This is a genomic window from Pseudomonas sp. H26/SER47-MNA-CIBAN-0231 (genome assembly GCF_040310465.1).
Classification (GTDB): Bacteria; Pseudomonadota; Gammaproteobacteria; order Pseudomonadales; family Pseudomonadaceae; genus Aquipseudomonas; species Aquipseudomonas atacamensis.
In genome coordinates, this window is record NZ_JBEOPW010000003.1 from 156682 (window position 1) to 181159 (window position 24478).

General features: G+C 58.8%; 23 protein-coding genes and 1 pseudogene. 9 read left to right on the top strand and 15 right to left on the bottom strand.

Annotated elements, in window-relative coordinates; all coding sequences use genetic code 11:
• Positions 1-5: 5 nt before the first annotated feature.
• The 11 genes from tssH to tssA form a co-directional block, all read right to left on the bottom strand.
• Positions 6-2663: a type VI secretion system ATPase TssH gene (tssH, locus tag AAEZ10_RS06070; protein WP_350568405.1), complete on the bottom strand. Its 2658-nt coding sequence runs from the start codon at positions 2661-2663 to the stop codon at positions 6-8.
• A gap of 11 nt (positions 2664-2674) precedes the next feature.
• On the bottom strand, positions 2675-3682 hold the full coding sequence (gene tssG / locus AAEZ10_RS06075) for a type VI secretion system baseplate subunit TssG (protein ID WP_056790879.1): 1008 nt from the start codon (positions 3680-3682) through the stop codon (positions 2675-2677).
• Positions 3646-5433 carry a type VI secretion system baseplate subunit TssF gene (gene tssF, locus AAEZ10_RS06080; protein ID WP_039757337.1) on the bottom strand — a complete coding sequence of 596 codons (1788 nt, stop codon included), beginning with the start codon at positions 5431-5433 and terminating at the stop codon, positions 3646-3648. The genes tssG and tssF overlap by 37 nt, the downstream gene beginning before the upstream one ends.
• Positions 5434-5579: 146 nt before the next feature.
• The gene (locus AAEZ10_RS06085) at positions 5580-6017 is read right to left on the bottom strand and encodes a hypothetical protein (protein WP_071172089.1); all 438 of its coding nucleotides are present in this window, start codon (positions 6015-6017) and stop codon (positions 5580-5582) included.
• The gene (locus AAEZ10_RS06090; RefSeq protein WP_130928406.1) at positions 6017-6442 is read right to left on the bottom strand and encodes a hypothetical protein; all 426 of its coding nucleotides are present in this window, start codon (positions 6440-6442) and stop codon (positions 6017-6019) included. The genes AAEZ10_RS06085 and AAEZ10_RS06090 overlap by 1 nt, the downstream gene beginning before the upstream one ends.
• The gene (locus tag AAEZ10_RS06095) at positions 6443-7375 is read right to left on the bottom strand and encodes a DUF6402 family protein (RefSeq protein ID WP_073470891.1); all 933 of its coding nucleotides are present in this window, start codon (positions 7373-7375) and stop codon (positions 6443-6445) included.
• A 67-nt stretch (positions 7376-7442) separates the two neighbouring features.
• Positions 7443-7967, bottom strand: a complete 525-nt coding sequence (locus AAEZ10_RS06100) for a PAAR domain-containing protein (RefSeq protein WP_071172086.1) — start codon at positions 7965-7967, stop codon at positions 7443-7445.
• Positions 7968-7978: 11 nt separating this feature from the next.
• Positions 7979-8386 (bottom strand): type VI secretion system baseplate subunit TssE, encoded by a 408-nt coding sequence (gene tssE / locus AAEZ10_RS06105; RefSeq protein ID WP_007920274.1) that lies wholly within the window; start codon positions 8384-8386, stop codon positions 7979-7981.
• Positions 8387-8395: 9 nt separating this feature from the next.
• Positions 8396-9871 (bottom strand): type VI secretion system contractile sheath large subunit, encoded by a 1476-nt coding sequence (gene tssC, locus AAEZ10_RS06110; protein WP_016772499.1) that lies wholly within the window; start codon positions 9869-9871, stop codon positions 8396-8398.
• A gap of 28 nt (positions 9872-9899) precedes the next feature.
• A complete protein-coding gene (tssB, locus tag AAEZ10_RS06115) occupies positions 9900-10403 on the bottom strand; it encodes a type VI secretion system contractile sheath small subunit (protein WP_016772498.1) in 504 nt (167 codons plus the stop codon).
• A 32-nt stretch (positions 10404-10435) separates the two neighbouring features.
• Entirely contained in the window at positions 10436-11998 is a 1563-nt protein-coding gene (tssA, locus tag AAEZ10_RS06120; RefSeq protein ID WP_056790892.1) for a type VI secretion system protein TssA, read from the bottom strand.
• Positions 11999-12695: 697 nt separating this feature from the next.
• Between tssA and tssI the strand changes: the two genes are divergently transcribed.
• The 6 genes and pseudogenes from tssI to AAEZ10_RS06150 all read left to right on the top strand — a co-directional run.
• Positions 12696-14720: a type VI secretion system tip protein TssI/VgrG gene (gene tssI, locus AAEZ10_RS06125; RefSeq protein WP_110644528.1), complete on the top strand. Its 2025-nt coding sequence runs from the start codon at positions 12696-12698 to the stop codon at positions 14718-14720.
• Positions 14717-15565 (top strand): DUF4123 domain-containing protein, encoded by an 849-nt coding sequence (locus tag AAEZ10_RS06130; RefSeq protein WP_110644529.1) that lies wholly within the window; start codon positions 14717-14719, stop codon positions 15563-15565. Before tssI ends, AAEZ10_RS06130 begins: the two co-directional genes overlap by 4 nt.
• The gene (locus AAEZ10_RS06135; RefSeq protein WP_110644530.1) at positions 15562-16347 is read left to right on the top strand and encodes a hypothetical protein; all 786 of its coding nucleotides are present in this window, start codon (positions 15562-15564) and stop codon (positions 16345-16347) included. The genes AAEZ10_RS06130 and AAEZ10_RS06135 overlap by 4 nt, the downstream gene beginning before the upstream one ends.
• Positions 16344-18674 (top strand): lipase family protein, encoded by a 2331-nt coding sequence (locus AAEZ10_RS06140; RefSeq protein ID WP_110644531.1) that lies wholly within the window; start codon positions 16344-16346, stop codon positions 18672-18674. Before AAEZ10_RS06135 ends, AAEZ10_RS06140 begins: the two co-directional genes overlap by 4 nt.
• 26 nt (positions 18675-18700) lie before the next feature.
• Positions 18701-19321 carry a hypothetical protein gene (locus tag AAEZ10_RS06145; RefSeq protein ID WP_125927437.1) on the top strand — a complete coding sequence of 207 codons (621 nt, stop codon included), beginning with the start codon at positions 18701-18703 and terminating at the stop codon, positions 19319-19321.
• 44 nt (positions 19322-19365) lie between these two features.
• A pseudogene (locus AAEZ10_RS06150) lies at positions 19366-19527 on the top strand (phosphatidate cytidylyltransferase); the annotation flags it as partial.
• A gap of 103 nt (positions 19528-19630) precedes the next feature.
• On the opposite strand, the gene AAEZ10_RS06155 reads toward AAEZ10_RS06150, so the two are convergent.
• From AAEZ10_RS06155 to AAEZ10_RS06165, 3 genes are all read right to left on the bottom strand, one after another.
• Positions 19631-19906, bottom strand: a complete 276-nt coding sequence (locus AAEZ10_RS06155; protein ID WP_003213368.1) for an HU family DNA-binding protein — start codon at positions 19904-19906, stop codon at positions 19631-19633.
• A gap of 190 nt (positions 19907-20096) precedes the next feature.
• The gene (locus tag AAEZ10_RS06160) at positions 20097-21245 is read right to left on the bottom strand and encodes an NAD(P)/FAD-dependent oxidoreductase (RefSeq protein WP_273526337.1); all 1149 of its coding nucleotides are present in this window, start codon (positions 21243-21245) and stop codon (positions 20097-20099) included.
• 20 nt (positions 21246-21265) lie between these two features.
• Positions 21266-21433, bottom strand: coding sequence for a rubredoxin (locus AAEZ10_RS06165; RefSeq protein WP_003177199.1), 168 nt, complete (start codon positions 21431-21433; stop codon positions 21266-21268).
• Between the two features lie 201 nt (positions 21434-21634).
• Between AAEZ10_RS06165 and AAEZ10_RS06170 the strand changes: the two genes are divergently transcribed.
• Together AAEZ10_RS06170 and ubiA are read left to right on the top strand one after the other, a co-directional pair.
• A complete protein-coding gene (locus AAEZ10_RS06170) occupies positions 21635-22195 on the top strand; it encodes a chorismate--pyruvate lyase family protein (protein WP_350568420.1) in 561 nt (186 codons plus the stop codon).
• On the top strand, positions 22195-23085 hold the full coding sequence (ubiA, locus tag AAEZ10_RS06175) for a 4-hydroxybenzoate octaprenyltransferase (protein WP_350568423.1): 891 nt from the start codon (positions 22195-22197) through the stop codon (positions 23083-23085). The genes AAEZ10_RS06170 and ubiA overlap by 1 nt, the downstream gene beginning before the upstream one ends.
• A 115-nt stretch (positions 23086-23200) precedes the next feature.
• Here the strand turns inward: ubiA and AAEZ10_RS06180 are convergent, their stop codons facing one another.
• Positions 23201-23584 carry a COG4315 family predicted lipoprotein gene (locus AAEZ10_RS06180; RefSeq protein ID WP_073470882.1) on the bottom strand — a complete coding sequence of 128 codons (384 nt, stop codon included), beginning with the start codon at positions 23582-23584 and terminating at the stop codon, positions 23201-23203.
• Between the two features lie 151 nt (positions 23585-23735).
• Between AAEZ10_RS06180 and phoB the strand changes: the two genes are divergently transcribed.
• On the top strand, positions 23736-24425 hold the full coding sequence (gene phoB / locus AAEZ10_RS06185) for a phosphate regulon transcriptional regulator PhoB (RefSeq protein ID WP_007896474.1): 690 nt from the start codon (positions 23736-23738) through the stop codon (positions 24423-24425).
• Positions 24426-24478: the final 53 nt, after the last annotated feature.

The following is a 24478-nucleotide window of genomic DNA, read 5'->3' on the forward strand; positions in this document are numbered from 1 at the left end:
CCACCTCAGGCGAACTCGCAGGTCACGCTGGAGTTGCCGTCGAGCGTGGCATGCACACGCTTGAGGCTTTCGCCGGTCGCCATCGCATCAAGCAGACGATCGGCCACCAGCGGCAGCACGTGTTGATCGAGCAGATGATCGATCAGGCGCGCGCCGCTTTCGCTTTGCGTGCAACGCTCGGACAGGTGATCGACGAGGTTCTGGCACCAGCTGAACTCCAGCTGACGACGGTTCAGGCGCTCGCCGAGACGGCCGAGTTTGATCTCGATCAGCTCGCGCAGCACCGGCCCGCCCACCGGGTAGTACGGCACCACTTTCATCCGCGCCAGCAGCGCCGGTTTGAAGTGTTTGCTGAGTACCGGGCGAATGGTTTCTTCGAGCACTTCGGCGGTCGGCCGCGCGCCGTCCTCGCAGAGTTCGCTGATCTTGTCGCTACCGAGGTTGGAGGTCATGAGGATCAACGTATTGCGAAAGTCGATCTCGCGACCTTCGCCGTCGTTGGCCACGCCTTTGTCGAAGATTTGGTAGAACAGGTTGAGCACGTCCGGATCAGCCTTCTCGACTTCATCGAGCAACACCACCGAATACGGCTTCTGGCGCACGGCCTCGGTGAGCATGCCGCCCTCGCCGTAACCGACGTAGCCCGGTGGCGCACCGATCAGGCGCGAGACGGTGTGCTTTTCCTGGAACTCGGACATGTTGATGGTGGTGATGAAGCGGTCGCCGCCGTACAGCAGGTCAGCCAGGGCCAGCGCGGTTTCGGTCTTGCCGACGCCGCTCGGGCCGACCAGCAGGAACACACCGACCGGTGCATCAGGCTTGTTCAGACCGGCAGCGGTGGCGCGCATCGAGCGATCCAGCGCGTGCACGGCTTGTTCCTGGCCACGGATGCGGGTGCGCAAATCGGTGGCGAAACTGGCGACCTTGGCGTTGTGCTCGCGGGCCAGTTGCGCCAGCGGCACACCGGTCCAGGCGCTGATCACTTCGGCGACCAGACGCGGGCAGACTTCGAAGCTGACCAGACGTTCTTTGACTTGCGCAGCGGTCAACGCGGCGTGGGTTTCATGCAGCTGAGCTTCCAGCGCTTCGACGCTCTGGCCTTCTTCGACTTCGGCGACCAGAGTTTCAATCACGGTGCCTTCGGCGTCTTCTTCAACGCTGACGGTCGGCTCGACGGCTGCGGCTTCACGGGCCTTGGCCAGTTGCTGACGCAGTTCCAGCAGACGCTCGGCCAGTTCTTTTTGCTCAGTCCACAGGGACTCGAGCGCAACCATCTCGCTTTCGGCTTCGTCCAGCCGCGCTTCCAGTGCCTCCAGCGCTTCGTGGTCGATCAGCAGACCGGCCTCGGCATCGCGGCGCAGGGCCTGACGCTGACGGCCGCCTTCAGCCAGTTCGCCACGCAGACGCTCGATGCTTTCCGGGGCCGCAGCGAGGCTGATGCGCACGCGAGCGCACGCAGTGTCGAGGACGTCGACAGCCTTGTCCGGCAGTTGCCGACCGGCCAGGTAACGCGCGGACAATTCAGCAGCGGACACCACCGCGTCATCGCGCAGATAGATGCCGTGGCTCTTCTCGTAGACCTGAGCCAGACCACGCAGAATGGTCACCGCTTCGCTGACAGTCGGTTCGTGCAGTTGTACGGGCTGGAAGCGACGGGCCAGCGCCGGGTCTTTCTCGAAGTATTTCTTGTACTCGGCCCAGGTGGTCGCGGCGATGGTGCGCAGTTCGCCACGGGCCAAGGCCGGCTTCAACAGGTTGGCCGCATCGGAACCCCCGGCATTGCCGCCGGCGCCAATCAACGTGTGGGCTTCGTCGATGAACAGGATGATCGGTTTCGGCGAGGCTTTGACTTCGTCGATCACGCCTTTCAAACGACGCTCGAATTCACCTTTGACGCTGGCGCCGGCCTGCAACAGGCCCATGTCCAGCGAGAGTAATTCAACGCCTTTGAGTACCTGCGGCACTTCACCGGCAGCGATGCGCGAAGCCAGACCTTCGACGATCGCAGTCTTGCCGACACCGGCCTCACCGACGACGATCGGGTTGTTCTTGCGCCGACGGGCGAGGATGTCGACCATCTGGCGGATCGCGCCGTCACGGCACAGCACCGGGTCGAGTTTGCCGTCGCGGGCCTGTTGGGTCAGGTTGTGGGTGAAGCGCTGCAACAGCGATTCGCCCTGTGCGGCCGGTTTGCCGTTGGCCGCCGGTTGCTCCTGTTGCGACAGGGCAAATTCTTTCAGGCGATCAATGTTCAGTTTGGCAAGCAGCGGTTGATAGCGGCTGCCGGCATAACGCATCGGGTTGCGCAGCAACGCCAGGATCAGCGCGGCGTCTTCGACCTGGGTCTGGCCCAGCTCGAGGTTGGCCACCAGCAGCGCGTCTTGCAGCCATTGCACCAGTTCCGGAGCGAATACCGGGTTGCGCGAAGCGCTGTGTTCGACCCGCGATTGCAATGCAGCGGTCAGTTCACCGGCGTCGACGTCAGCATCTTGCAGCGCGCGCGACAGCAAGCCGTTCGGGCGCTCAAGCAAGCCCAGCAGCAAGTCTTCGACGAGAATCTTGCTGCCGCCACGGGCGACGCAACGCTCGGCCGAACGTTCCAGATCACGACGGGTTTCGGCGTCCAGCGCTTGGATGAGTTGTTGCAGGTCTACGTTGATCATGGCTCACGTCCTTAATGAATTTTGCTGCCCAGGGTCACCACGCCGTCCGCTTTTTCGCGGCCCAGCCAACTGGTCCAACCGAGGCGACAGGCGTTCTGCTCACCGATGCGCAGTTCGCGGATTTCTTCCTGGCGCAGGACCAGGCGGATGTCGTAATCGAGCGGGTCACGCAAGGTGAACCGCACCAGCGCGCAGAGCGGCTGGTAGCCGAAACCGATTGGCAGGAATTCATGGAATCGCTGCCAGTCGAGTTCGGTGATATGAATGCGGAATTTGCCGCTGCGATCGCGCACGTGCTCGCCCAGCACCAGGTCTTCGCCGAGTACGCTGTTGGCGCGGCCCAAACGATTGCGCTGCTCGTCGAGGATTTCCACGCGGCGCTCGATGCACTGCTCGATGACCAGGTCTTCGTGCTTGAAGTAGTAACGCAGCACGGCTTCGATCAACGCTGCCGAGTGCGCCCGCAAGCTGAGCAAACCGAGGTACGGCAGCAGGCGTTTCCAGTTGAGTTCCTTGGCCTTGCGGATCTCGTCGCCGCCCAGTCCGATCAGCGCAAAAAGTTGCGCCGAGAACGGGTCGATCGCGCCGCTCTGGAAGCTCGCGCGGTAACGGTACTTGCGCCAGATCGGCAGCATCAGCCGTTGCAGGCGATGGTGGAACAGGTCGAGAAAATTGCGCGTCGGGTTGCCGTCTTCGCTGTCGCCCAGAGCCTGTTCGCCGTAGAACGCTGGCAGCGGCGAACCGGAGCCGACCAGGCCGATCAGGTTGAAGCGCATGCGCGCGCGCATCTTGCCGTGCTCTTCGAAAAACTCGACGCGATCGACGTCGCTGCGCGGAAAGCCCAGGCTCGGGTTGGCCTGGAACTCGACCTGGTCGTACAGATCGTCTTCGCTCAGGTGCGGGTGTGCCTCGCGCAGCCGGTCGATCACCAGCAGCACGGCCTGAAACAGCGAGTACTCGCGTATTACCTTGGTCAGCCCGCTTAAAGCAGGGGCTGCAGGCCCATACGTGGTGTCCATTGGTACACCTCTCCCTGTGTGCTTTTTACCCGCAGCTCATGGAATGAATTGAGACTGGCGTAAAGCGCGAAAAACTCGTTGAGAACCGAAGCGAAGACGAACAGGTCGCCTTCGCCGATATAGCCTTCCGGGTCGATGGTCAGTTCGGTGCGCAAACCGCGTACCGGCAGACCACGATGCAGTCGGTCGACGTGGTGATGCTTGATGTGCTTGAGGCCGCCGAGCAGGCGCTTGCTGACCTTCTCCGCGTGCTGGTCGTAGTAGCGCGGCAGGTCGTAGGTTTCCAGAATCACCTTCAACGCATTGACGTCCGCCAGCGACAGATAGTTAAGCGACATGTTGCTGATCAGCTTCCACAGGAAGTCACGGTTCAGCGGCGGCGCGAAGCTCGACGTGGCCGGGGTGATATTGCGGAAACTGAGGAATTCCGGGGTCTGCTCGCTGGCCATGCAGATGTCGCCGAGCTTGAGCTTTTTCGGCAGGTTCTGGTTGGTGCACATCAGCTCGATCGACAGCGTTTCGTGGGCTTCGGTGTGGCGGATGCCGAAGCTCAGGTAAGTGTCGAGGCCGTCATGCAGCAAAGACGAACGCTGGCGAATGCTGTAATGCGGACGGCTGTTGGGCACGTCGAAACTCGGGTCGTGCTCGAAGGATTCGAACGGCACGTACTCCTGATAACCGAGACCGCCGGGCTTCCAGCCAGTGACGGTTTCCACCGAGAACACGCCGCAGTTTTCCAGGTCGTATTCCGCCGGCAGCAACAGGTACTCATCCTGCTTGCCATCGAGACGGATCGGCAGCGCGTCGTGCTCGAACAGATTGACGATCGGCGTGCAGAACAGCTTAACGTTATCGAGCGTCGGGCGCATGCGCATGATGCCGCTCTTGCGAATGTCAAAACGCAATTCGAGGCCGCGCATCTGCTTGAGGGTGTCTTCCGGCAGCGCCTTGAGAATGTCCAGACCGTTGACGTCGACGAACAGGAACTTGTCCTGGAAGGCGAAATATTCCTGCAGGTAGCGATAGCCACGGAAGGTGTTCAGCGGATACGGAATCAACGCTTCTTCTTCGGCAAAGCCCACCGGTTTCACCCGGTCGCCGGGAATCTTGAACGCCATCGGCTTGCCGCTGACGCCATCAATCGGCTTGCCGGCGCCGTCGAGCGGGATCAGTTCGATGCCGTCGAGGTTGCGCAGCAGGCTCAGGTAGAGCATCTGGCTGATGTAGCGCTCACCGGCAAAGTGCAGGCGCAACTTGCTCAGCTCCAGTTCGCCGAGGTGGCCGTCAGCGCTCATTTCCAGACGCAGGCTGAGCAGCGAGCCATCGCCCTTCACCGAGTAATTCAGCGCAGCCAGATCCAGCGGCAACACCTCGGTCGGGTAGCACGTACGGAAGCGGCAGCGCACGTCTTCGATCGGCTTGCTCTCGATCGGCGTATCGCGCTCAACCAGCAGCGCCGGCCCGGAACGCTTGAGCGGATCGAACTGCAGAATGCTGAACGCCGGCAGCGGGCGCATGTAGTTCGGCCACAGCAGCTGCATCAGCGAATGGCTGAGCTCCGGCAGTTCGTCATCGAGCTTCTGCCGCAGGCGCCCGGTCAGAAACGCAAAGCCTTCGAGCAACCGCTCCACATCCGGATCCCGCCCGGCCTGGCCCAGATACGGTGCCAGCGCCGGACTACGCTCGGCGAAACGGCGACCGAGCTGACGCAGTGCGGTGAGTTCGCTTTGGTAGTAGTGGTTAAAGGACACGGGGTACCTGCCTGGTAGTGGAACTCATCAAAAAAATATCCCGCCCGGATTCGCAGTCCCGATTGTCCTGTGCATGATGCGCGGTATCCGACCTGAACTTAAGATCAGGCGTGCAGGCTAGATTTGCGTAATGGCCCATACGGATCTCAGTTCTCAAGATATACATACGGCGTATTACTGATAAAAATATTCAACCAATGGGTTTCCCATTGAGGCAATGCTATCTCGAAAGTTTTCTTATCCTTATTAAAATATATCCATACAATACCGACAGTTGATGCATTCTCTGATGCCCTCATGTCCAACGACTGAGTGTCATACAGCGGTGTACGATAAACTTCTTGCGGATTTTGCCTGTCAATAACTCTCAAATAGGCCATTCCACCGAGGGTAAGAATCTTTCCAACCCGCACGTTTTCCATAACATATCGGCCGGAAGGGCTAATTACCGTTGAGCTAGCCGGGTAATTTCGCATGGCAGACACAACAAAAAACAATGAAACAGAAAAAAACACAAATAATACAGCCACCCAGAAAGCCGCCTTCCTGTACTTATGAAATATTAAATACTTCAGGCCAGCCATTATCTTTCACCCTCACCCAATGACTCGACAACGTACGGTGTATTGCTCACAAAATAATTCATCGCATGATCCATCCAACGGCGATCATGAAAAACAAATATCTTCTCAGCCGTGAGAAAATCTATATTAGGAACACTTACCCTTCCCTCGCCTTCATTTACTTGCAGGAGCAAGAGTCGGGTTGGATACAGAGGACTACGGTAAATATACTTAGGCGCATCTTGATCTGTAACTCGCAGATAAGAAAAATCTTCGCCGAAAAATAAAGACGGAAAATCTACACGCTCAACAATATACTGCCTTGAATCACTTAACTCGATAACAGCTGGACGCCGCACAGAAAGATTATCGATAAATGAATAAAACGATAGTGCCCCGAACATCAGGGTCGCTGACAAAACCAGACCTGGGATTCTGAGAGGCATCTAATCAACTACCTTGATTAAGACAGGCGGAGTTACGTCCTCATACAAAATGTCAGAATACACGGTAAAATCTCCGCCTTTTCCATACGTCGCCCGGTACTCGGCAAAATCACTGTTTTGGATCAAGTGGTAGCGTTTACCGTCTATATCCCTAAATAGAGCTTGTACGTCCTCCCCACGCATTGCAGCGGTTCTGGCCATTTCTGCTTTACCCATTGCCGCAAGGAAATTCGACCCATTGCTTGTTACTGGATCAGCTACACCGTCATAATTCCAATAACCCAGAGGCTGACTGAAACGGTTGCCCACGTCGCTGAAATCGTAACTATCATCAACGTAATACCCCAGACGATTAACCAGAAAGCTGATTTTTCCTGAGGCAATAATAATTTCACCTTCGGCAATGACCCTCATATTGAAATTTGCAAGGGCACCCCTAAGTTCATCCAACAGAAAAACATTAGCATTTGAGGTCTGAATCGAAATTGTATTGGTATACCCAAATTTCTCAGCGTCCCGTGCACTTCCAAATTTTTGCTGATAGGCACCGTCGACTTTACCTGCGAACTTCGCCGGAAAATCATTACGCATTCGAATCAGCGCGTTCGGACTATTCCATTTCAGCTTTAGTTCTTTAAATACCTTGTTGGCGCGTTCAAACTTTAGCACCCAAGCCATTTTTACGATCGAGCTTTCTATATAGGGATCGAGTGGCTCTTTTTTATGATCCTTGGTGAGTTCATCCATCCCGCCATCTTCGGTGGCCCATGGATTGCCTTTAAACCAATAGCGCATCAATCCAGCAGCAACAGGCCAGTTTATTTTGTCCATTGCCCCAGGGATGTCTGAGACTGAAAATCGACGTGCAGTTGCCGTCTGCCCGGTCTTGTTACTCGCCGGCGACAGCGTCGCAGTTACTGTTGTATTTGCCATTTCAACATCCCGGTCATTGTTACTCGTCCACCCTGCCACAGACAGCGGAGAGCCATTCTGTACATTCTCAAGCGATCGCCACCTTAGTTTGCTGTTCAATGATCAGCTCAACAGGCTCGGCGATCTCCGAATGAATCATCTTTGTCTTGCCATCGGCGCCCGTAACACCGTTCACGGTTTTTCCGGATGCCGTTTTCAATGTGTACTCGATTCCGGACAACGGTTTTCCGGTGTCCTGACAATTGATGACGAAGTGCTCATTGAACGGCCAACTGAGCTCCACCGGCAACGGCGGAACAAACGGCGCTGGCGAATGCGAATTGCCAATAATCACCGTCCCGGACCCAGCCGTAACCTTGTTGCCATGGGTCCCCACCGAATCAACCGTGGCGGCCGGTTTGCCGTTGATCAAAACGGTAGTCGCAAGATCGCCGACCAACGCACCACCACACGCCGAGGCATCGCCTTGGCGGGCGGCCGCGAGGCCGTCGAAGAACACGTCGCCGGAACCGGCGGCGATCGGGTTGGTGCCGTGGCCGGGGAGCGGGCAAGCGGTGGGGTCGGATACGCGTGCTGCGGGTTTGCCAGACATCGGGGATCTCCTTAGGTGACCTTGACTTGACCGCTGCCATCCAGGCGCGCGGAGAAACTGACCTGACGCTTGAAACCCTCGACTTCCAGCAGGCCTTCGATACTGAAGGCCAGGCGCAGTTGATCGTGGTCACGCGGCAGGGAAATGACACGCACGTTGCTCAGGCGTGGCTCGTAGGCTTCGATGAAGTTTTCGATAGCCAGGCGGGCCTGACTCAGCGAGTCGTGCAGGCTCAGGCGCATGTCATTGAGATCGGGCAACCCGTAGTCGGCCAGCGTTTGCACGCTGCCGGCCCGGGTGCTGAGCATTTTGGCCAGATGGGCAGCCACTGACGCCATGGCGCAAGCTTCAAGGCTGTTGCCCTTGCGTAGTTGTGCGTCGCCGTTGAGGCGTTCGAACAGGCTGCCGTATCCGTCCATGAGTCGCTCTTACTCTTTGTCCAGCTTGCCAACCAGCGACAGGGTGAAATCGGCACCCATGTACTTGAAGTGCGGACGCACGTTCAAGCTCACGCGGTACCAGCCCGGCTCGCCTTCTACGTCGCTGACGATCACTTGCGCAGCGCGCAGCGGACGACGGCCACGCACTTCGGCGCTCGGGTTTTCCTGGTCGGCCACGTACTGACGGATCCACTTGTTCAGTTCCAGCTCGAGGTCGGTACGCTCTTTCCACGAACCGAGTTGCTCGCGCTGCAGCACTTTCAAGTAGTGAGCCAGACGGTTGACGATCATCATGTACGGCAGTTGGGTGCCGAGCTTGTAGTTCAGCTCTGCCGCCTTGCCTTCTGCGCTGATGCCGAAGAACTTCGGCTTCTGCACCGAGCTTGCGGAGAAAAACGCCGCGTTGTCGGAGCCTTTGCGCATGGTCAGGGAGATGAAGCCTTCCTCGGCCAGTTCGTATTCACGACGGTCGGAAACCAATACTTCGGTAGGGATCTTGGTTTCGATTTCGCCCATGCTTTCGAAATGGTGCAGAGGCAGGTCTTCAACCGCGCCACCGCTCTGCGGGCCGATGATGTTCGGGCACCAGCGGAATTTGGCGAAGCTGTCGGTCAGCTTGGTGCCGAAGGCGTAAGCGGTGTTGCCCCACAGGTAATGCTCATGGCTGTTGGCAACGGTTTCCTTGTACACGAACGATTTCACCGGGTTTTCTTCCGGATCGTACGGGTTGCGCAGCAGGAAACGTGGCACGGTCAGGCCAACGTAGCGCGAGTCTTCCGAAGTACGGAAGCTCTGCCATTTGGCGAATTGCGGGCCTTCGAAGTGGTCTTTCAGATCTTTCAGATCCGGCAGGCCGGTGAAGCTTTCCAGACCGAAGAATTTCGGCCCGGCGGCAGCGATGAACGGCGCGTGGGACATGCAAGAAACGCTGGCCACGTACTGCATCAGCTTGACGTCTGGCGAGCTTGGCGACATGTAGTAGTTGGCGATGATCGCGCCCACCGGCTGACCACCGAACTGGCCGTATTCAGCGGTGTAGATGTGCTTGTACAGGCCCGACTGCATGACTTCCGGCGAATCTTCGAAATCGTCCAGCAGGTCTTCTTTGGAGACGTTGAGGATTTCGATCTTGATGTTTTCGCGGAAGTTGGTGCGGTCGACCAGCAACTGCAGACCACGCCACGACGATTCCAGCGCCTGGAAATCCGGGTGGTGCAGGATCTCGTCCATCTGACGGCTGAGCTTGGCATCGATCTCGGCGATCATGCGGTCAACCATGGCTTTCTTGACCGGCTCACCGTTGTTCTGCGGCTTGAGCAGCTCTTCGATGAACGCCGACACGCCACGCTTGGCGATGTCGTAGGCTTCGTCGTCCGGGGTCAGACGGGTTTCGGCGATGATGCTGTCGAGAATGCTGTATTCGCCGCTGGCGGCGCTCTTCTCTTGTGCTGCGCTAGTGCTCATTGTGTTGGCTTCCTTGGCTACTGGAGTCTCAGGCGTCCGGGGCTGCGGCGTTCAGGCCCAGCTCACCGAGTACGCGACCGCGGGATTCGTCGTCGGCGAGCACGCCTTCGATCGCTTTACGGAACGCAGGTGCGTTACCCAGCGGGCCTTTGAGGGCCACCAGCGCATCGCGCAGTTCCATCAGTTTTTTCAGCTCAGGCACTTGCTCGACCAGGCTGGCCGGGTTGAAGTCCTTCATCGAATTGACGCGCAATTGCACGGCCAGCTCTTCAGCCTCGCCATCTTCCTGCAGACGGTTCGGCACGCTCAGCGTCAGACCCAGCTCTTGCTTGGCCAACACTTCGTCGAAGGTCATCTTGTCGATGCTGATCGGCTTGCGATCTTCGATTTTGCGATCGTCCTTGCGGTGGGTGTAGTCACCGATTGCCAGCAGCTTCAGCGGCAGTTCAATCTCTTCCTGAGCTCCGCCGGTGGCGGGTTTGAAGGTGACGTTGATGCGTTCCTTGGGGGCTACCGAGCCTTCTTTGGCCATGGCTTTTCTCCTTGCGGTTGTGGCCCTGGGGCCTATTCGAGTACCACTTCGAGGTCGAGGTGGCACAGCCTGCGATAAATCTCTTCCTTGCTTTCACGTACGGCGTGGTTCTGCGGCAACAACTCGCAGCAACTGTGCAGCAGGTGCAGCACTTGCAATGCAAGATCGGGCTCCCAGGCGTGCAGGCCTGAGTCCTGTAATGTCTGATCGAGGGTTTCGAGCTGGTTCTTGGCCAGTTCGTATTTCTTGGCCAGGAAACACAGCCGCGCGAGGGTGAACTGCCAGAAGAAGCGTTCACGGCCACCGTGGGCCGATTGCAGACCCTGCTTGAGAATCTGCACGGCCGGCTTCAAACCTTCCTTGCGCAGAATCGGCTGGACTTCCTCGAGGGCTTTTTCCCAGGCCGGCTGGGTTTCGACGTTCTCGCTTTCGACCTTGCGCGGCGCGCTGGCGCTTTGCAGATGCGGCATGACGTTGGCGGCGATCCACGCCCGGGTGGACGGATCGGCAAACGGCGCGCCGTCATGGAAGCGCAACTCGATGATGCCCGGCAGGCGCTGAATCAAAAGCGCGAAGTGGATTTCCACTTCGCGCATGGCCAGCTCGGCGTTGAGGTTCTGGAGACATTCCCAGACCATCCTCTGGCCATCGAACCAGAACGGCGCCTTCGCCAGGCTCGCCTCCAGTTCCACCAGCAGGTCGGCGTATTTGCCCTGATCGAAACGGTCCTGATAGAGCTTGAGTTTTTCCAGCGGCAGGCCGCGCAGCACGGTGATCTGCTCGGCGTTGCGCTCGGGCACCGCGTCGATGGTCATCCACAGCAGCGTGCGATTGAGGCGCAGGGCACGCAGGTCAGTAGCCTTCTGCTTGAGCCACCAGGCACACAACGGCCGGGCGCTGTCCTGCTGGGCACGCAGGGCTTTGTGCGCATCGCGTTCGTTGTCGATCGGCGCGCCGGGGGTGAGCAGCTGGGTCGCGGCCTGCTTGACCTGCGCCACCGCCGCGCCCACCACGCCGGGGGCCGGCTGGTTGTCGGCGGCACGCTGGATCATGGTTTTCAGGCGGCGGGAGATCGGCAATAACAGCGGCGCGTCATCGCCCAGATGTTCAGTGCACGCGGCCTCAAGGCCGGCCAGGTGCTCGGAGAGCTGCCGGAACATCGGCAACTGCTCTTTGATCGCAATGTTTTCGGTGATGACCTGCTCGAGACGCGGCACCAGCCAGCCGATCGCGGCGGCACGGGTGCGGGGTTTGAGCGGGTGAACGTCGGCCCAGTTGTTTTCCGACAGATGGTGCAGCAGACCGAGGCCGGCGAGCAGCCCGGGGAAGGATTCGCGCTGGTACAGCGACCAGGTCAGCCAGGCGCCGACCCGCAGATCCTTGGATTGGGTACGCAGCAGATTTTCGCTGTTTTCGCGGATTTTCAGCCAGTCGATCTGCCCGCTTTCGTGCATCGACGAAGCCTTGGCCAGCTCACTTTCCAGCGCCTCGAACTCGCTCGAAAAACGAACGTCTTCGCCCGCGAAATTCTCTTTGGAAACAGAGACTTTTGCGAGTTCGAGGTAATGGGCGGAAAGTTTGCTTGAGTAGGACATCCATGGCCTTTATTAAGGATTACAGTCATGCGCGCGAATGGAGTTTCAGCAACGCGGGACAGTATCGAAGAGCAGTTCAGCGACTCATCCAATTGAGATGTGCTCTTTCAAGTGGGCGCATCGTAATCACTATGATGGCCACTAGCAAGCATCTGATTAAACAACAAGACGAACTGTTCATTGAGGTCTGTAGGAGATCACCCTATATGTCGCAGGGGTTTCCCTGATGCCGTTTATTGATCAGCGCATTTTCCCGGCTCCCGCCAAACCATTGTCCCAGAGCCTCGGCCGCAGCCGGGCGAGTTTACCTGACGCCCGCACCCTCGAGCGGCGTGCAGCATGCCAAATTCAAAAAAAAATAGAAGTAGGACACTTCCGAAAATGATCGGGTTCCATCGAGAAGTTGCAGCGACAACGATCAATGCAAAAAGTGCCACTATAATGATGGCATTTCATTATTCTGAAACTTTACTTCCCCGGCAAATACTGGCACTTCGATAGTTATCGAAGCCGCGTCCTACAGACACTTCTCGCATCCCAACCAAGACTTCCACACCGGAATACTCTGACAAATTTCAGGGATACTTCTTACATCAATTAGTTTGCCGCGCCGCTAGCTTGCCCTGGCAACTTTTCATGCGCGGCGATCAAGGAGGACGGTATCGCGCTTTGACTCACTTTGCTTAAGGACAAGCCCATGTTCGGCAAAGGCCACTGCGCGCCATTCTCACTGCACATCCCGACCATTCGTCACGACTTCAAGGTGCTCGCGTTCACTGGCACTGAAGCCATCAGTCAGCTGTACGCATTTCGCATCGAGCTGATGAGCGAGCACGCGGATTTCGATCTGGAAAGCCTCCTCAGCCAGCCCGCGTTTCTGCAGTTCGGATCAGCGGGCGAAGGCATTCACGGGCGGATCGAAAACGTCATGCTCGGCGAATCAGGCAAGCGCCTGACCCGTTATGAACTGACACTGGTACCGGCGCTGCATTATCTGCAACTGAGCCACGACCAGCGGATTTTCCAGCAACTGACCGTGCCGCACATCGTCGCGCAAGTCCTCAAAGGGCATGGCATCCAGGCCGATGACTTCACGTTCAATGTCGCCGCCGGTGAGCCTCGTGAGTACTGCACGCAATACGGCGAAAGCGACTTCCTGTTCATCCAGCGCCTGTGCGCCGAAGAGGGTATCGCCTGGCACCATCAACATTCGCTCGACGGGCACTTACTGGTATTCAGCGACAGCCCGGTGTTCGCACCCAAATTGGGTACGACAGCCTTTCGGGTTGATAGCGGCATGGTTGCCGAACACCCGGTGGTCAACCACCTGACCATGGGCTTCAACACCCGTACCAGCACCGTCACCCGCCGTGACTATGACCTCAAGCGGCCAAGCCTGCTGCTGGAAAGCCGCTTCACCGCAGAGTTCACGCCGGCTCTGGAGGAGTATCGCTATCCACTGTTGATGAAGTCCGAGAAGTACGGCAAACAGCTGGCGCGTCAGGCCTTGGAGCGCCATCGCAGCGACTATCAATGGATTGAAGGCAAAAGCGATCAGGCGATTTTGCGCAGCGGTCACCTGTTCGAGCTGAGCGAACATCCCAGGGCCGACTGCAACGAGTTGTGGCTGTTGGTCAGTCTCAGTCACGAAGGCAAGCAACCGGCAGTGCTCGAAGAGGCTTTCAGCAGCGAGGCGAAACCTGCCGATGGTTTTTCCCAAGGCTATCGCAATACCTTCAGGGCCATTCCCGCAGAGGTGGTCTACCGTCCGCCTTTGCCCGCGCCAAGGCCCTTGCTGGTCTGCCAGACCGCGCGCGTTACCGGGCCTCCCGGAGAAGAGATCTTCTGCGATGAGTACGGCAGGGTTCGTGTCGAGTTTCCCTGGGATCGCGCTGAACGCAACAGCGAAAAAAGCAGCTGCTGGTTACGCGTAGCTTCCAGTTGGGCAGGTGACGGATTCGGTGCGGTGACCATTCCCCGGGTCGACATGGAAGTGGTCGTGACCTTCCAGGAAGGCGACCCGGACCAACCGCTGATTACCGGCTGCATCGCCAACAAGGTCAATGCCGTCGCCCATCCCTTGCCGGCGAGTAAAACCCGCACGGTATTACGCAGCCAGAGCTCACCGCGCAATGGCGGCTACAACGAACTGTCGATCGAGGATCGCGCCGGGCAGGAGAAGATCTACCTGCGCGCGCAGCGCGACCTCGAGCAACTGATCCTCAACGACAGCCGCAGCCTGATCACTCGCGACCGCCATGAGCATGTCGGCAATGACAGCACCAGTCTCATCGAGGGCAAGGATTCGCGCACTCATCAAGGACTGCGAAGCACAGTAATCAACGCCGACGACTTGTTGCAGGTCAGCGGCACCAGCAGCCAGACCCTGGGCGCTCTGGTGATCCAGGCCGGCCAGCAGGCGCATGTCACGGCAAGCAACGTGGTGATCGATGCCGGCATGAGCCTGACGCTGTCAGCGGGCGGTCATCACATCGTGATCAATGCCGGCGGGATTTTCAGCAGCGTGCCCATCGTTCAGGGCGGCGCGCCACTGCCGGGTCTCGCACCGCTACAAACGCTGCAAGTTGAGGCCGGCCTGCCAGCTGCGATCAACGCCACGCCGCTGTCGATCGTCAACAGTGCCCGCCAGCAGGCAGCGGATTTTTGCCCGCTGTGCGAAGCCTGCGCAGCGGGTCTGTGCGAGCTGGGAGAAGTCGCATGAGCCCGGTCGAACAATGGTTGCACGCTCAGTCCCGCGCCGGCTGCGAACTGTATCTGATGCTCGACACCGACGGCCAAAGCGCAGAGCACGCTGCGTTGACCCGCGACCTCGGCACCGAGCGGTTTCGTCCGCTCTACAGCGGCACGCCGGCCGAGTCGCTGGTGCCGACCGGCCCGCTGCTGTTGCAAATCGATACGGCGCAGCATCCCGCCATCCAGACCTTGCTCGCCACGCCCGAGCGCAATTGGGGCTGGCTGGCCAGTGCCCGTCACGTCGAACTTGATCTGCTGGCGGCGCATTGGCGCGAGCGCCTGATAACCGGCGAACGCCCGAATCAGGCGGTGTACCGCGTGCATGACAACCGGGTTCTGGGACGTGCGCTGGCGCACCTGCAACCCGAGCACCGCGCGGCGTTTCTCGGGCCATTCAACAGCGTCTGCTATTGGCACGCAGAGCGATGGAACGCCATCGACAACCCGGACCCCGGCCACCACCCGCTGCCGATGGATCCGCCTTGGCTGCACACGCCGACCCCGGAGCTGATCTACGCCAACGTGCTGTTCGACAACACCCGCCGTTATCTGGTCGGCGAACACACCGAAGCAATGGCCACGCTGGCCGAACAGCTCGACGTCGATGAGTGGCTGTGGGGCCTGATTCAACTGACGCACTTGTGGGGCTGGCAACAACCGGAGCAAGTGCATTTCTTGCTGACCCGCAGTTTGCAGTTACCGGGATATCGGCCAGGCAAATCATGGCTGCCCAAACCCGGTGAAGATCCGGCGATGCATTTTGAGCGGGTATATCAGGAAGCGTTGTATTGGCAGGGAGAGGTAGGTCGATGAGGCACTTGAAACGAGGGTTGATGCTGAGTGGTTGCCTGGGATTGCTGGTGGGTTGTACGACGGCGAAGACCCCGAACACCTTTACGTTTGTTCCGGACTTTCCACCTGGATTCAAATATGAGCTGAAGGCTATCTACCTGCCCGCAGCGGGTGAAACCTGCCGCGTGCCAGGAAAGCCGGATTTCTGGGTGAGCTTCAATAAACCCACCATGGAATATGTAAACACTGCGGAAATCGAGTTGTACAAAACCATCAGCGATTGTCCGTTGGCGCTCAACAAAGTGGAAATCAAGGTCATCGGCTTTTATGGAAAAGGCCGAAGCAACTTCAGCATGGACTACGCCTCGATTTTCGTGCGTCCAGAGTTGCTGAAACGAATAAAGGGCACATTCAACGAGGACGGTGCAGGGGAGTTTTATGGTGAATGCAGGTGGTCATTCCGCACCGTCGGTCCACATCGTTTCCTGATCAAACTGCTGACCTGCAAAAACATGGATGCACAGGGCAACGTGCTGCGAACGAGACCTTCCACGGCGTACACATTGACTCAACTTGAGGGCAAAACGGTGACGCTGAAGGTCAGGCTGGCAAGTGAAGAACTTCCAGCCATCGGCGATACCTGGATCAAAGTAACCCGCGGCTGGAAGCGCTGTATGGGTGAGAACTTCGAGGATCAATACGCCTTTTGCTACGGCAACGACACAAATTTCAGCACTTTTAAAATGGTCGATGGGCGGGTTTGCACCATCTATCCGGGATGCACGGAGCAAGGGGCACCATGAACATTGAGACTCCCTCGGCGACCGATTTGCGCTTCATGCAGGGCGACATACATGCCTGCCCTAAACGCGGCCATCGTACCAGCTTCCAGCTAGTGGACGAATTCGGCGACGGTAAGCCATACGCTGGTCTGTCTTACGAAGTGATTGATTACGAAGACACGGTCCATAGCGGAAAACTTGATGCGACTGGATCTGCAAAGATCGACGATCATTATTGCGGTCCGCTAGTACTCAAATTGAAGAGCCGCTATCAAGGCAGCGAAAAATCTTACACATTTTTGCAAAAGCGCCCCCACTATCCCCTTCCCATCACCGAACTCCAGGTCCGCGCCGAAAAAACCCGCTTCTTCCACAAAACAGGCACTCGCACCCAGGCAAACCCCGCCAAGGACCTGCCCGAAACCGACGCGTACTGTCAGGTCGAAGTCAGTGAACTGGTAAAGCACATCGCCCACCTGCCACCACTGGTTGCTCGTCGCGACCCTCCGAAGAGGGCGGCGCACAAGCTCATGCGATCGGCGGCGAAGTCCAGAGACTTCACGCTCGTAGATAAAACTTCTGCGGATGGCGGACTGCACACAATCTTGAGTGCGGCGGAGATGGCCACCGTCGAACTGGGGTTTTCCCCGCCGCCGCCCAAGGGCGTCGCACTGCTGCCGAACAAACACCATGTGCTGGAAGTACGGCCGATGAGAGCGCTACGGCCAATGCTGTCGACAGGCGAAGCGTTCTGCGCGCTTAACCTTTATCAGCTGTCGGTGATGGCGACGCTGAGCTACACCGATTTCGGACAGGAACCCAACACTCAACCGGTGCAGACCGACACGGTAAGCTTTCCGCTACAGCCCAGCAGCGGCAACTGGTTCGGCCACGCGCTACCGCAGTTCGACGAGTTGTGGAAGGTCGATGACTCGCAAACGCAGAAATACTACCCACTGTACGAAGACGTGCCGTATTCGAAACGCTTGGAAGTGGTGCCGTTCGACCCGAACCTTTACCCCGAAGTGAATGACCCCGCGTTGGGCGACGAACAAGAACACCCGGCCAAGTTGCACTGTCTCGATGACCGTAACAAAGACAACAGTACTGATACCCAAGCTTTCATCTGCCACCACGACGAGTTGATCCTGATCAGCGTGCGAGGTACCAGTGAGATCTGGCCCGACGGCCGGCGTGACGGGGATGCCTATCAGGTTCCCTTTGCCGAAGGCGAAGGCAAAGTGCACCGCGGTTTCTACGGTGGCGCTTTGGCGGCTTATCCATTCATCGTGACTTATCTGGAAAAATTCTACAGCGGGCAAAAGCTGCTGATCACGGGTCACAGTCTGGGCGGTGCAGTTGCACTGATCCTGTCCGAGATGCTGAGACGCAACCTGGAGTTCTCCCCGCAAATCGTGCTCTACACCTACGGCGCCCCCCGCGCCGGCGACACTACCTTCATCGAAAGCGCCAGATCGCTGGTGCATCACCGCATCGTCAATCAGAACGATCCGGTACCGAGCGTGCCGGCGACCTGGATGAACACCTTTGCCAAGCCTGGGCCGATGTACGCAACCAACGCCGTGGTGCTGGGCTTCAACCCGGTCGCCGGCCTCGGCCTGCTGATCTGGGGAATCATCAATTTCTTTGGCGACGACTATGGGCATCACGGTGCTTTGCGCCATTTCATGCCCGTTGAGTTCGACAAGGACCACCGATCCTCCCTTCTCTGGGAGCCGGGTTGCAGCACGATCGTCGATCACGGCTGCGCCAAGGCCCTGCGCGCTACCAACGGCTTGCCCGAACGCGGATCGTTTCTACGGCAGTTGTTCGACCGGGGTCACCACTCAATGGTCGGCAGCTACATCCCCGGCTGCTGGGCCAGCTTGCGCCGTTGGCAGGAAGCACTGCAGCGCAAGCGTTCGCTGGTGACCAATCGCGAATACGAGTGGATCAGCAGCGCCCTGGAGAATATTCAGCAACAGCTGCGGGCCGTTAAGCGCGATCTGCAAAACAACCACCGTTCTTACGTGCGAGAGCAGGAGCGCGCGCACAAGACGCTGATGCTCAATCAGGAAATAGACAAGATCAGCATGACCAAGGCCCGCCTGACAGCGCTGCGCAGTCAACGGGTCACCGAGGTCGACGTTTACGGCAGCTATGCCGACCAGCCCGAATGGGTCGAGGAAAGTCTGCTGCGCTGGAACGCCCACCCTGAAAACCTGGTTCAGGAGCAACTGGCGATGATTCCGCCAGCCGCTGAAGACCACGACGCCGCTATCGCCGCGATGACCGGTGGGCATGCGGTTGGCGCGCCGTTTCAGCTGGATATTGATTCGTTCATTTAACTTAATCAGTCAACAAGGAAGTACCGATGCTCTCGTTATCCCCCAAGTTAAACTTCGCCACTGCAACGCACTCGATCCGCGCTTTGTTATTGGCCAGCTTCATAATATTTGGAACTGGATGCAACTCGTTCTCCAGTTCGGCAACACTGAACATGGACATCCCTGCGAATTTTAGCGTCACCGCCGAAGCGCACTATCAGCCGTTTTCCCCATATTACTGTTACGCGCCAGAAAACTACGCAAGAGACCCCAACCTTGGAGTCAAAAAATTTAAACAACCTTGGCAACCCACTGCGCAGACCGCCAAGTTCAACATCAAATTACTTCCCAGCATTGGGGGCTGTCTCACGCTCCTCAGCGAAATCAAGATCTGGATCATGGACATGACTGAGGATCCAGAGAAACTTGGCTTAAGCGCCGTCTGGATACATATTAATGACCTGGCAGATGAACCACTGGACGAGCATGGGTCGAACGAGAACATGCTTTCAGTCGAGTGTAAATATGCGGACTCCCGGTTAAGTAAAGTCTTCAAATATGAATTGGTATGCAAAGGGCGGAGTACGAACGATGAAATTCTGGGCAGGCTACGAATTGAGCAATTCCAGGATAAGCCATTGCGATTAACAGTTCGGATGACCGAGTAGTCGGCGTGCTGCCCGACGCTTAAGTCCCAATGACTGCCGCAAGCTGGCTAGGCAGCTTGGTCATGTCCGCTATCAAACGCAGTCTGAGCGCGAAGGACTGGGGCACAATGATCAAAGGTCACGGCGAAATCCTCGATTGGATGGACTCGATATGCTTCGCGGCACCGCTCTTCTTTCACCTGACGCGTTACTTCTTCTCCGTCTGATCTAGACGAATGCTCCAACCACAAAAAATGGGCACCCGACCGCAATCGGTGTGCCCATTTCTCATTTGCGGTTCTCCCCGTCATTCAGGGGAGTACGCCGTTATCAAGGATTGACGCTGTCTTTCAACGATTTGCCTGGCTTGAACGCCACGGTGTTGCTGGCCTTGATCTTGACCGGTTCGCCGGTCTGCGGGTTTTTGCCGGTGCGGGCGCCGCGGTGGCGTTGCAGGAAGGTGCCGAAGCCGACCAGCGTCACGCTGTCCTTGCGGTGCAGGGCGCCGGTGATTTCTTCGAGGACGGCGTTGAGAACGCGGTTGGCCTGTTCTTTGGTCAGGTCTGCCTTTTCGGCGATTGCAGCGGCGAGTTCTGGTTTACGCATTAGTGAAGCCCCTTTGACGGTTTTTTGTTGTTATGTCCGTGCTGTTCTCGTTGGAACAGCGCCCAAGGCGCCGCAGGCTCTACTCTGCGGCAGACGGGAGTGAGAATGGCACGCCGCCAACGGCGGCGCCAGTCTCCCCAAGACCTTTGTCGGGGCAAAAGAGCGGTGTTTGCGACAGAACGACCGGCATTTACGCCAGCAGCGGCGGCAGCTGTTTGTTCAGGGCCAGTTTTTCCATGACTGCCCCGCCGGTCAGGGCGTAACCGAGCAACTGACCCTCGGCACTGTGGCACAGCGCTTTGATGTCGGCGCCCTGCCCTTCGACGCTCCAAATGCCTTCGCTGCCCCGTGGCGGCGGCGACACCACCAGCGGGCACACCGGGGTTTTCACGGTGATCGGCATCGGCCCGTAGCTGACCGCGGTCGGGTTTCCGGCGAGGGTTTGCGCCAACGCGCGCGCGCAGCTCATCAGCGGCATCACGTAGAGCAGATTGAGCCCATCGACTTCAGCGCAGTCGCCCAAGGCGTAGATGTTGGCGTGAGAGGTCTTCAGGTAACGATCGACCATCACGCCGCGATTGATCTGCACGCCGGCAGCCGCTGCCAGATCGATGCGCGGGCGCAGACCGATCGCCGAGACCACCACATCGCACGGGATGATCTGACCGTCGGACAGGTGCGCTTCGAGGCCATCGGCGACTTTCTCCAGGCGGGTCAGCACCGGGCCGAGGTGAAACTTCGCCCCAATACTTTCCAGCCCGGCCTGCACGGCCGCCGCAGCGGCAGGATGCAAGAGCATCGGCATGACCTGTTCGCATGGCGCGACCAGTTGCACTTCGTAGCCGCCGAGGATCAGGTCATTGGCGAATTCGCAGCCGATCAGCCCGGCGCCGAGCACCAAGACCCGACGCTTGCCCGCCGCTGCGGCACGGAAGCGCGCGTAGTCTTCGAGATCGTTGATCGGGAACACCAGTTCCGCGCCGTCGCCTTCGATCGGCACGCGCACGGTTTCCGCGCCCCAGGCCAGAATCAGGTCGCGATAGGGCACGGCTTCTTCACCGATCCACAAGCGTTTGTGGCCGGCGTCGATACCGCTGATGCGCGTGTGGGTGCGCACTTCGGCCTTCAACTGCTCGGCCATGGCGCCGGGTTCAGCCATGCTCAGGCCGTCGGCGTCCTTGTTCTTGCCGAAACCGGTGGAGAGCATCGGCTTGGAGTAAGAGCGGCCGTCATCGGCGGTGATCAGCAGCAGCGGGGTTTCGCTGTCGAGCTTGCGAAACTCGCGGGCCAGGTTGTAGCCCGCAAGCCCGGTGCCGATGATGACGACTGGTGCGCTCATGCCTTACTCCTCTGATTTGCTTAGTTGATTTCGATCATTTCGAAGTCCATCTTGCCGACGCCGCAGTCGGGGCACAGCCAGTCTGCCGGTACGTCTTCCCAGCGGGTGCCCGGCGCGATGCCGTCATCCGGCCAGCCATCGGCTTCGTTATAGATCAGGCCACAGACGATACATTGCCACTTCTTCATTCAGGTACTTCCTCAGGGTTCAGGCGTAGTGCCGGCGCGGACGGTCGATGGGTGCTGCGTTGCCATCCGGCTCAGGGCGTTTTGTACTGAGGGTGCCGCGCAGATGCAAGCCTGTTCGGCGCAACGGCGGCCGGCGCCGCTCAATCCTGTCGCCCGCCATGGTAAGCTCGCCGCCTCATTTGCGGCCAATAATGACTCATTGTGCAACATTCAAATGCCTGCCCCGCCCCGCTCTGGCTGACCCAAGACCGCCTGACGCCCCGCCCCGATCCGTTGACCCTCGACTGGTTGTTCGACGAAGGCTCGCTGACCCGCCGTTTGACCCGTTTGTCCGAGGACGGCTTCAGCGTGTCGCCGCTGTTCGAAGGCTGGGGCACCTTGCGCGCTGATGAATGCGCGGCACTGGATCTGGCCGAGGGCAGCGAAGGCTGGGTGCGCGAGGTGTATTTGCGCGGCCACGGCGAGGCCTGGGTGTTTGCCCGCAGCGTTGCCTCGCGGGCGGCCCTGCAAGGTGATGGTTTGCACATGGATGAACTGGGCAGCCGCTCGCTGGGCGAATTGCTGTTTTGCGATCATGCGTTCCAGCGCCGCGCCATTGAAGTCTGCCACTACCCTGAACAATGGTTGCCGCCAGCGGTGCAAGCCCCTGAGCTGTGGGGCCGGCGTTCGCGTTTCGACCGTGGCGCGCTGAGCGTGCTGGTCGCGGAAATCTTCCTGCCCAGCCTGTGGGACGTCGCCCGCGCCCACCCGGAGAACTGCTGATGTATCAGAGCCTGCTCAAGTCCCTCAACCGTCTGAACCCGCGCGCCTGGGATTTCGTTCAGTTGACGCGCATGGACAAGCCGATCGGCATTTACCTGCTGCTGTGGCCGACGCTGTGGGCGTTGTGGATTGCCGGCAAGGGTTCGCCGTCGCTGGCCAACATCGTCATCTTTGTCCTCGGCGTGGTGTTGACCCGTGCCGGCGGCTGCGTAATCAACGACTGGGCTGACCGCAAGGTCGACGGCCACGTCAAACGCACCGCGCAACGGCCGCTTGCTGCTGGCCGGATCAGCTCGAAGGAAGCCCTGGTGTTCTTTGCCGTGCTGATGGGCATCAGTTTTCTGCTGGTACTGTGCACCAACGCACCGACGATCTGGCTGTCGCTGGGCGGTCTGGCGCTGGCATTCACGTATCCGTTCATGAAGCGCTACACCTACTACCCGCAAGTGGTGCTGGGGGCGGCGTTTTCCTGGGGCATGCCGATGGCCTTTACCGCTGAGACCGGAGAATTGCCGGCGGCGGCTTGGCTGCTGTGGATCGCCAATCTGCTGTGGACGGTGGGTTATGACACTTATTACGCAATGACCGATCGCGATGACGACCTGAAGATCGGCGTGAAATCCACGGCGATTCTGTTTGGCGAGGCGGATCGGGTGATCATCCTCAGCTTGCAGGCGCTGTCGTTGGGCTGTCTGATCCTGGCCGGGTCGAAGTTCGAGCTGGGGATCTGGTTCCACCTCGGTGTGCTGGTGGCTGCGGGATGTTATGCGTGGGAGTTCTGGTACACGCGCAGCAAAGACCGCATGCGCTGCTTCCAGGCCTTCTTGCACAACCATTGGGCAGGGTTGGCGATATTTGTCGGGATCGTGCTGGATTACGCATTGCGCTGATGCATGACACCTGTGGGAGCGAGCCTGCTCGCGAAGGCGTCATGGCAGTCACCTCTGCGATAACTGATACACCGCTTCGCGAGCAGGCTCGCTCCCACAGGGTTTTGGACCGTAGTTATTTGGCCTTGGCGACTTTCCACGCGCCGTCCATTTTGCCGTCGCCGGTCATGTCGCCGGCCTTCTTGTCCATCACAAAGGTGTACAGCGGCATGCCCTGGTAGGCCCATTGCTTGCTGCCATCATCACGAGTGATTACCGTCCAGTCCCCCATCGACTTGTCATTCGCTGTCGCCATTAGCGGCGGCCAGTTTGCCGCGCACTTGTCGTTGCACGCGGACTTGCCAGCGGAGTCCTTGGCAAAGGTGTACAGGGTCATGCCCTTGTGGTCGGTGTACATGCCGTCCTTTTCCATCGCCGGATCGGCCGCCATGGCCAGCCCTGGCAATGTCAGGGCGGCAGCCAGCAGCAGGGCTTTGAACGAAGCAGTCATCTGAGTCATGGAAACCTTCTTTTGTGGTTGTCAGGATTCGGACTTAGAGCTTAGTCGAGGATGGGTGCAAATGTTGCGCGCCTGAAATACTGTCACACGACTGCAATAATTCCGTTATCTAATGCGGCGCAAGACAGTTAAATGACAAGAGGATTAAGGCATGGTTGGCAGGAGCATTCTGATCGTCGACGACGAAGCGCCCATTCGCGAAATGATCGCCGTGGCGTTGGAAATGGCCGGCTATGACTGCCTCGAGGCAGAGAACTCGCAGCAGGCCCACGCCATCATCGTCGACCGCAAACCGGACCTGATCCTGCTCGACTGGATGCTGCCCGGCACCTCAGGCATCGAACTGGCCCGGCGCCTCAAGCGTGACGAGCTGACCGGGGACATCCCGATCATCATGCTCACCGCCAAGGGCGAAGAGGACAACAAGATCCAGGGCCTGGAAGTTGGCGCCGACGACTACATCACCAAACCGTTTTCGCCGCGTGAACTGGTCGCCCGCCTCAAGGCTGTGCTGCGCCGCGCCGGACCGACCGATGGCGAAGCGCCGATCGAAGTCGGCGGCCTGCTGCTCGACCCGATCAGCCACCGCGTGACCATCGACGGCAAACCCGCCGAGATGGGCCCGACCGAGTACCGCCTGCTGCAATTCTTCATGACCCATCAGGAACGCGCCTACACCCGTGGCCAGTTGCTCGACCAGGTCTGGGGCGGCAACGTCTATGTCGAAGAGCGCACCGTCGACGTGCACATCCGCCGCCTGCGCAAGGCCCTCGGCGACGCTTACGAAAATCTGGTACAAACCGTGCGCGGCACCGGTTATCGGTTCTCTACAAAGGCCTGATCCGCCCGCCAGACTCGCTGACAAGGACCGTATCGACTGTGAATCAAAACTGG

Excerpts from the sequence above, each read along its gene's own strand:
- tssH (WP_350568405.1), bottom strand. The coding sequence starts at position 2,663 with ATGATCAACGTAGACCTGCAACAACTCATCCAAGCGCTGGACGCCGAA.
- tssG (WP_056790879.1), bottom strand. The coding sequence starts at position 3,682 with ATGGACACCACGTATGGGCCTGCAGCCCCTGCTTTAAGCGGGCTGACC.
- AAEZ10_RS06085 (WP_071172089.1), bottom strand. The coding sequence starts at position 6,017 with ATGGCTGGCCTGAAGTATTTAATATTTCATAAGTACAGGAAGGCGGCT.
- AAEZ10_RS06090 (WP_130928406.1), bottom strand. The coding sequence starts at position 6,442 with ATGCCTCTCAGAATCCCAGGTCTGGTTTTGTCAGCGACCCTGATGTTC.
- AAEZ10_RS06095 (WP_073470891.1), bottom strand. The coding sequence starts at position 7,375 with ATGGCAAATACAACAGTAACTGCGACGCTGTCGCCGGCGAGTAACAAG.
- AAEZ10_RS06100 (WP_071172086.1), bottom strand. The coding sequence starts at position 7,967 with ATGTCTGGCAAACCCGCAGCACGCGTATCCGACCCCACCGCTTGCCCG.
- tssE (WP_007920274.1), bottom strand. The coding sequence starts at position 8,386 with ATGGACGGATACGGCAGCCTGTTCGAACGCCTCAACGGCGACGCACAA.
- tssC (WP_016772499.1), bottom strand. The coding sequence starts at position 9,871 with ATGAGCACTAGCGCAGCACAAGAGAAGAGCGCCGCCAGCGGCGAATAC.
- tssB (WP_016772498.1), bottom strand. The coding sequence starts at position 10,403 with ATGGCCAAAGAAGGCTCGGTAGCCCCCAAGGAACGCATCAACGTCACC.
- tssA (WP_056790892.1), bottom strand. The coding sequence starts at position 11,998 with ATGTCCTACTCAAGCAAACTTTCCGCCCATTACCTCGAACTCGCAAAA.
- tssI (WP_110644528.1), top strand. The coding sequence starts at position 12,696 with ATGTTCGGCAAAGGCCACTGCGCGCCATTCTCACTGCACATCCCGACC.
- AAEZ10_RS06130 (WP_110644529.1), top strand. The coding sequence starts at position 14,717 with ATGAGCCCGGTCGAACAATGGTTGCACGCTCAGTCCCGCGCCGGCTGC.
- AAEZ10_RS06135 (WP_110644530.1), top strand. The coding sequence starts at position 15,562 with ATGAGGCACTTGAAACGAGGGTTGATGCTGAGTGGTTGCCTGGGATTG.
- AAEZ10_RS06140 (WP_110644531.1), top strand. The coding sequence starts at position 16,344 with ATGAACATTGAGACTCCCTCGGCGACCGATTTGCGCTTCATGCAGGGC.
- AAEZ10_RS06145 (WP_125927437.1), top strand. The coding sequence starts at position 18,701 with ATGCTCTCGTTATCCCCCAAGTTAAACTTCGCCACTGCAACGCACTCG.
- AAEZ10_RS06155 (WP_003213368.1), bottom strand. The coding sequence starts at position 19,906 with ATGCGTAAACCAGAACTCGCCGCTGCAATCGCCGAAAAGGCAGACCTG.
- AAEZ10_RS06160 (WP_273526337.1), bottom strand. The coding sequence starts at position 21,245 with ATGAGCGCACCAGTCGTCATCATCGGCACCGGGCTTGCGGGCTACAAC.
- AAEZ10_RS06165 (WP_003177199.1), bottom strand. The coding sequence starts at position 21,433 with ATGAAGAAGTGGCAATGTATCGTCTGTGGCCTGATCTATAACGAAGCC.
- ubiA (WP_350568423.1), top strand. The coding sequence starts at position 22,195 with ATGTATCAGAGCCTGCTCAAGTCCCTCAACCGTCTGAACCCGCGCGCC.
- AAEZ10_RS06180 (WP_073470882.1), bottom strand. The coding sequence starts at position 23,584 with ATGACTCAGATGACTGCTTCGTTCAAAGCCCTGCTGCTGGCTGCCGCC.
- phoB (WP_007896474.1), top strand. The coding sequence starts at position 23,736 with ATGGTTGGCAGGAGCATTCTGATCGTCGACGACGAAGCGCCCATTCGC.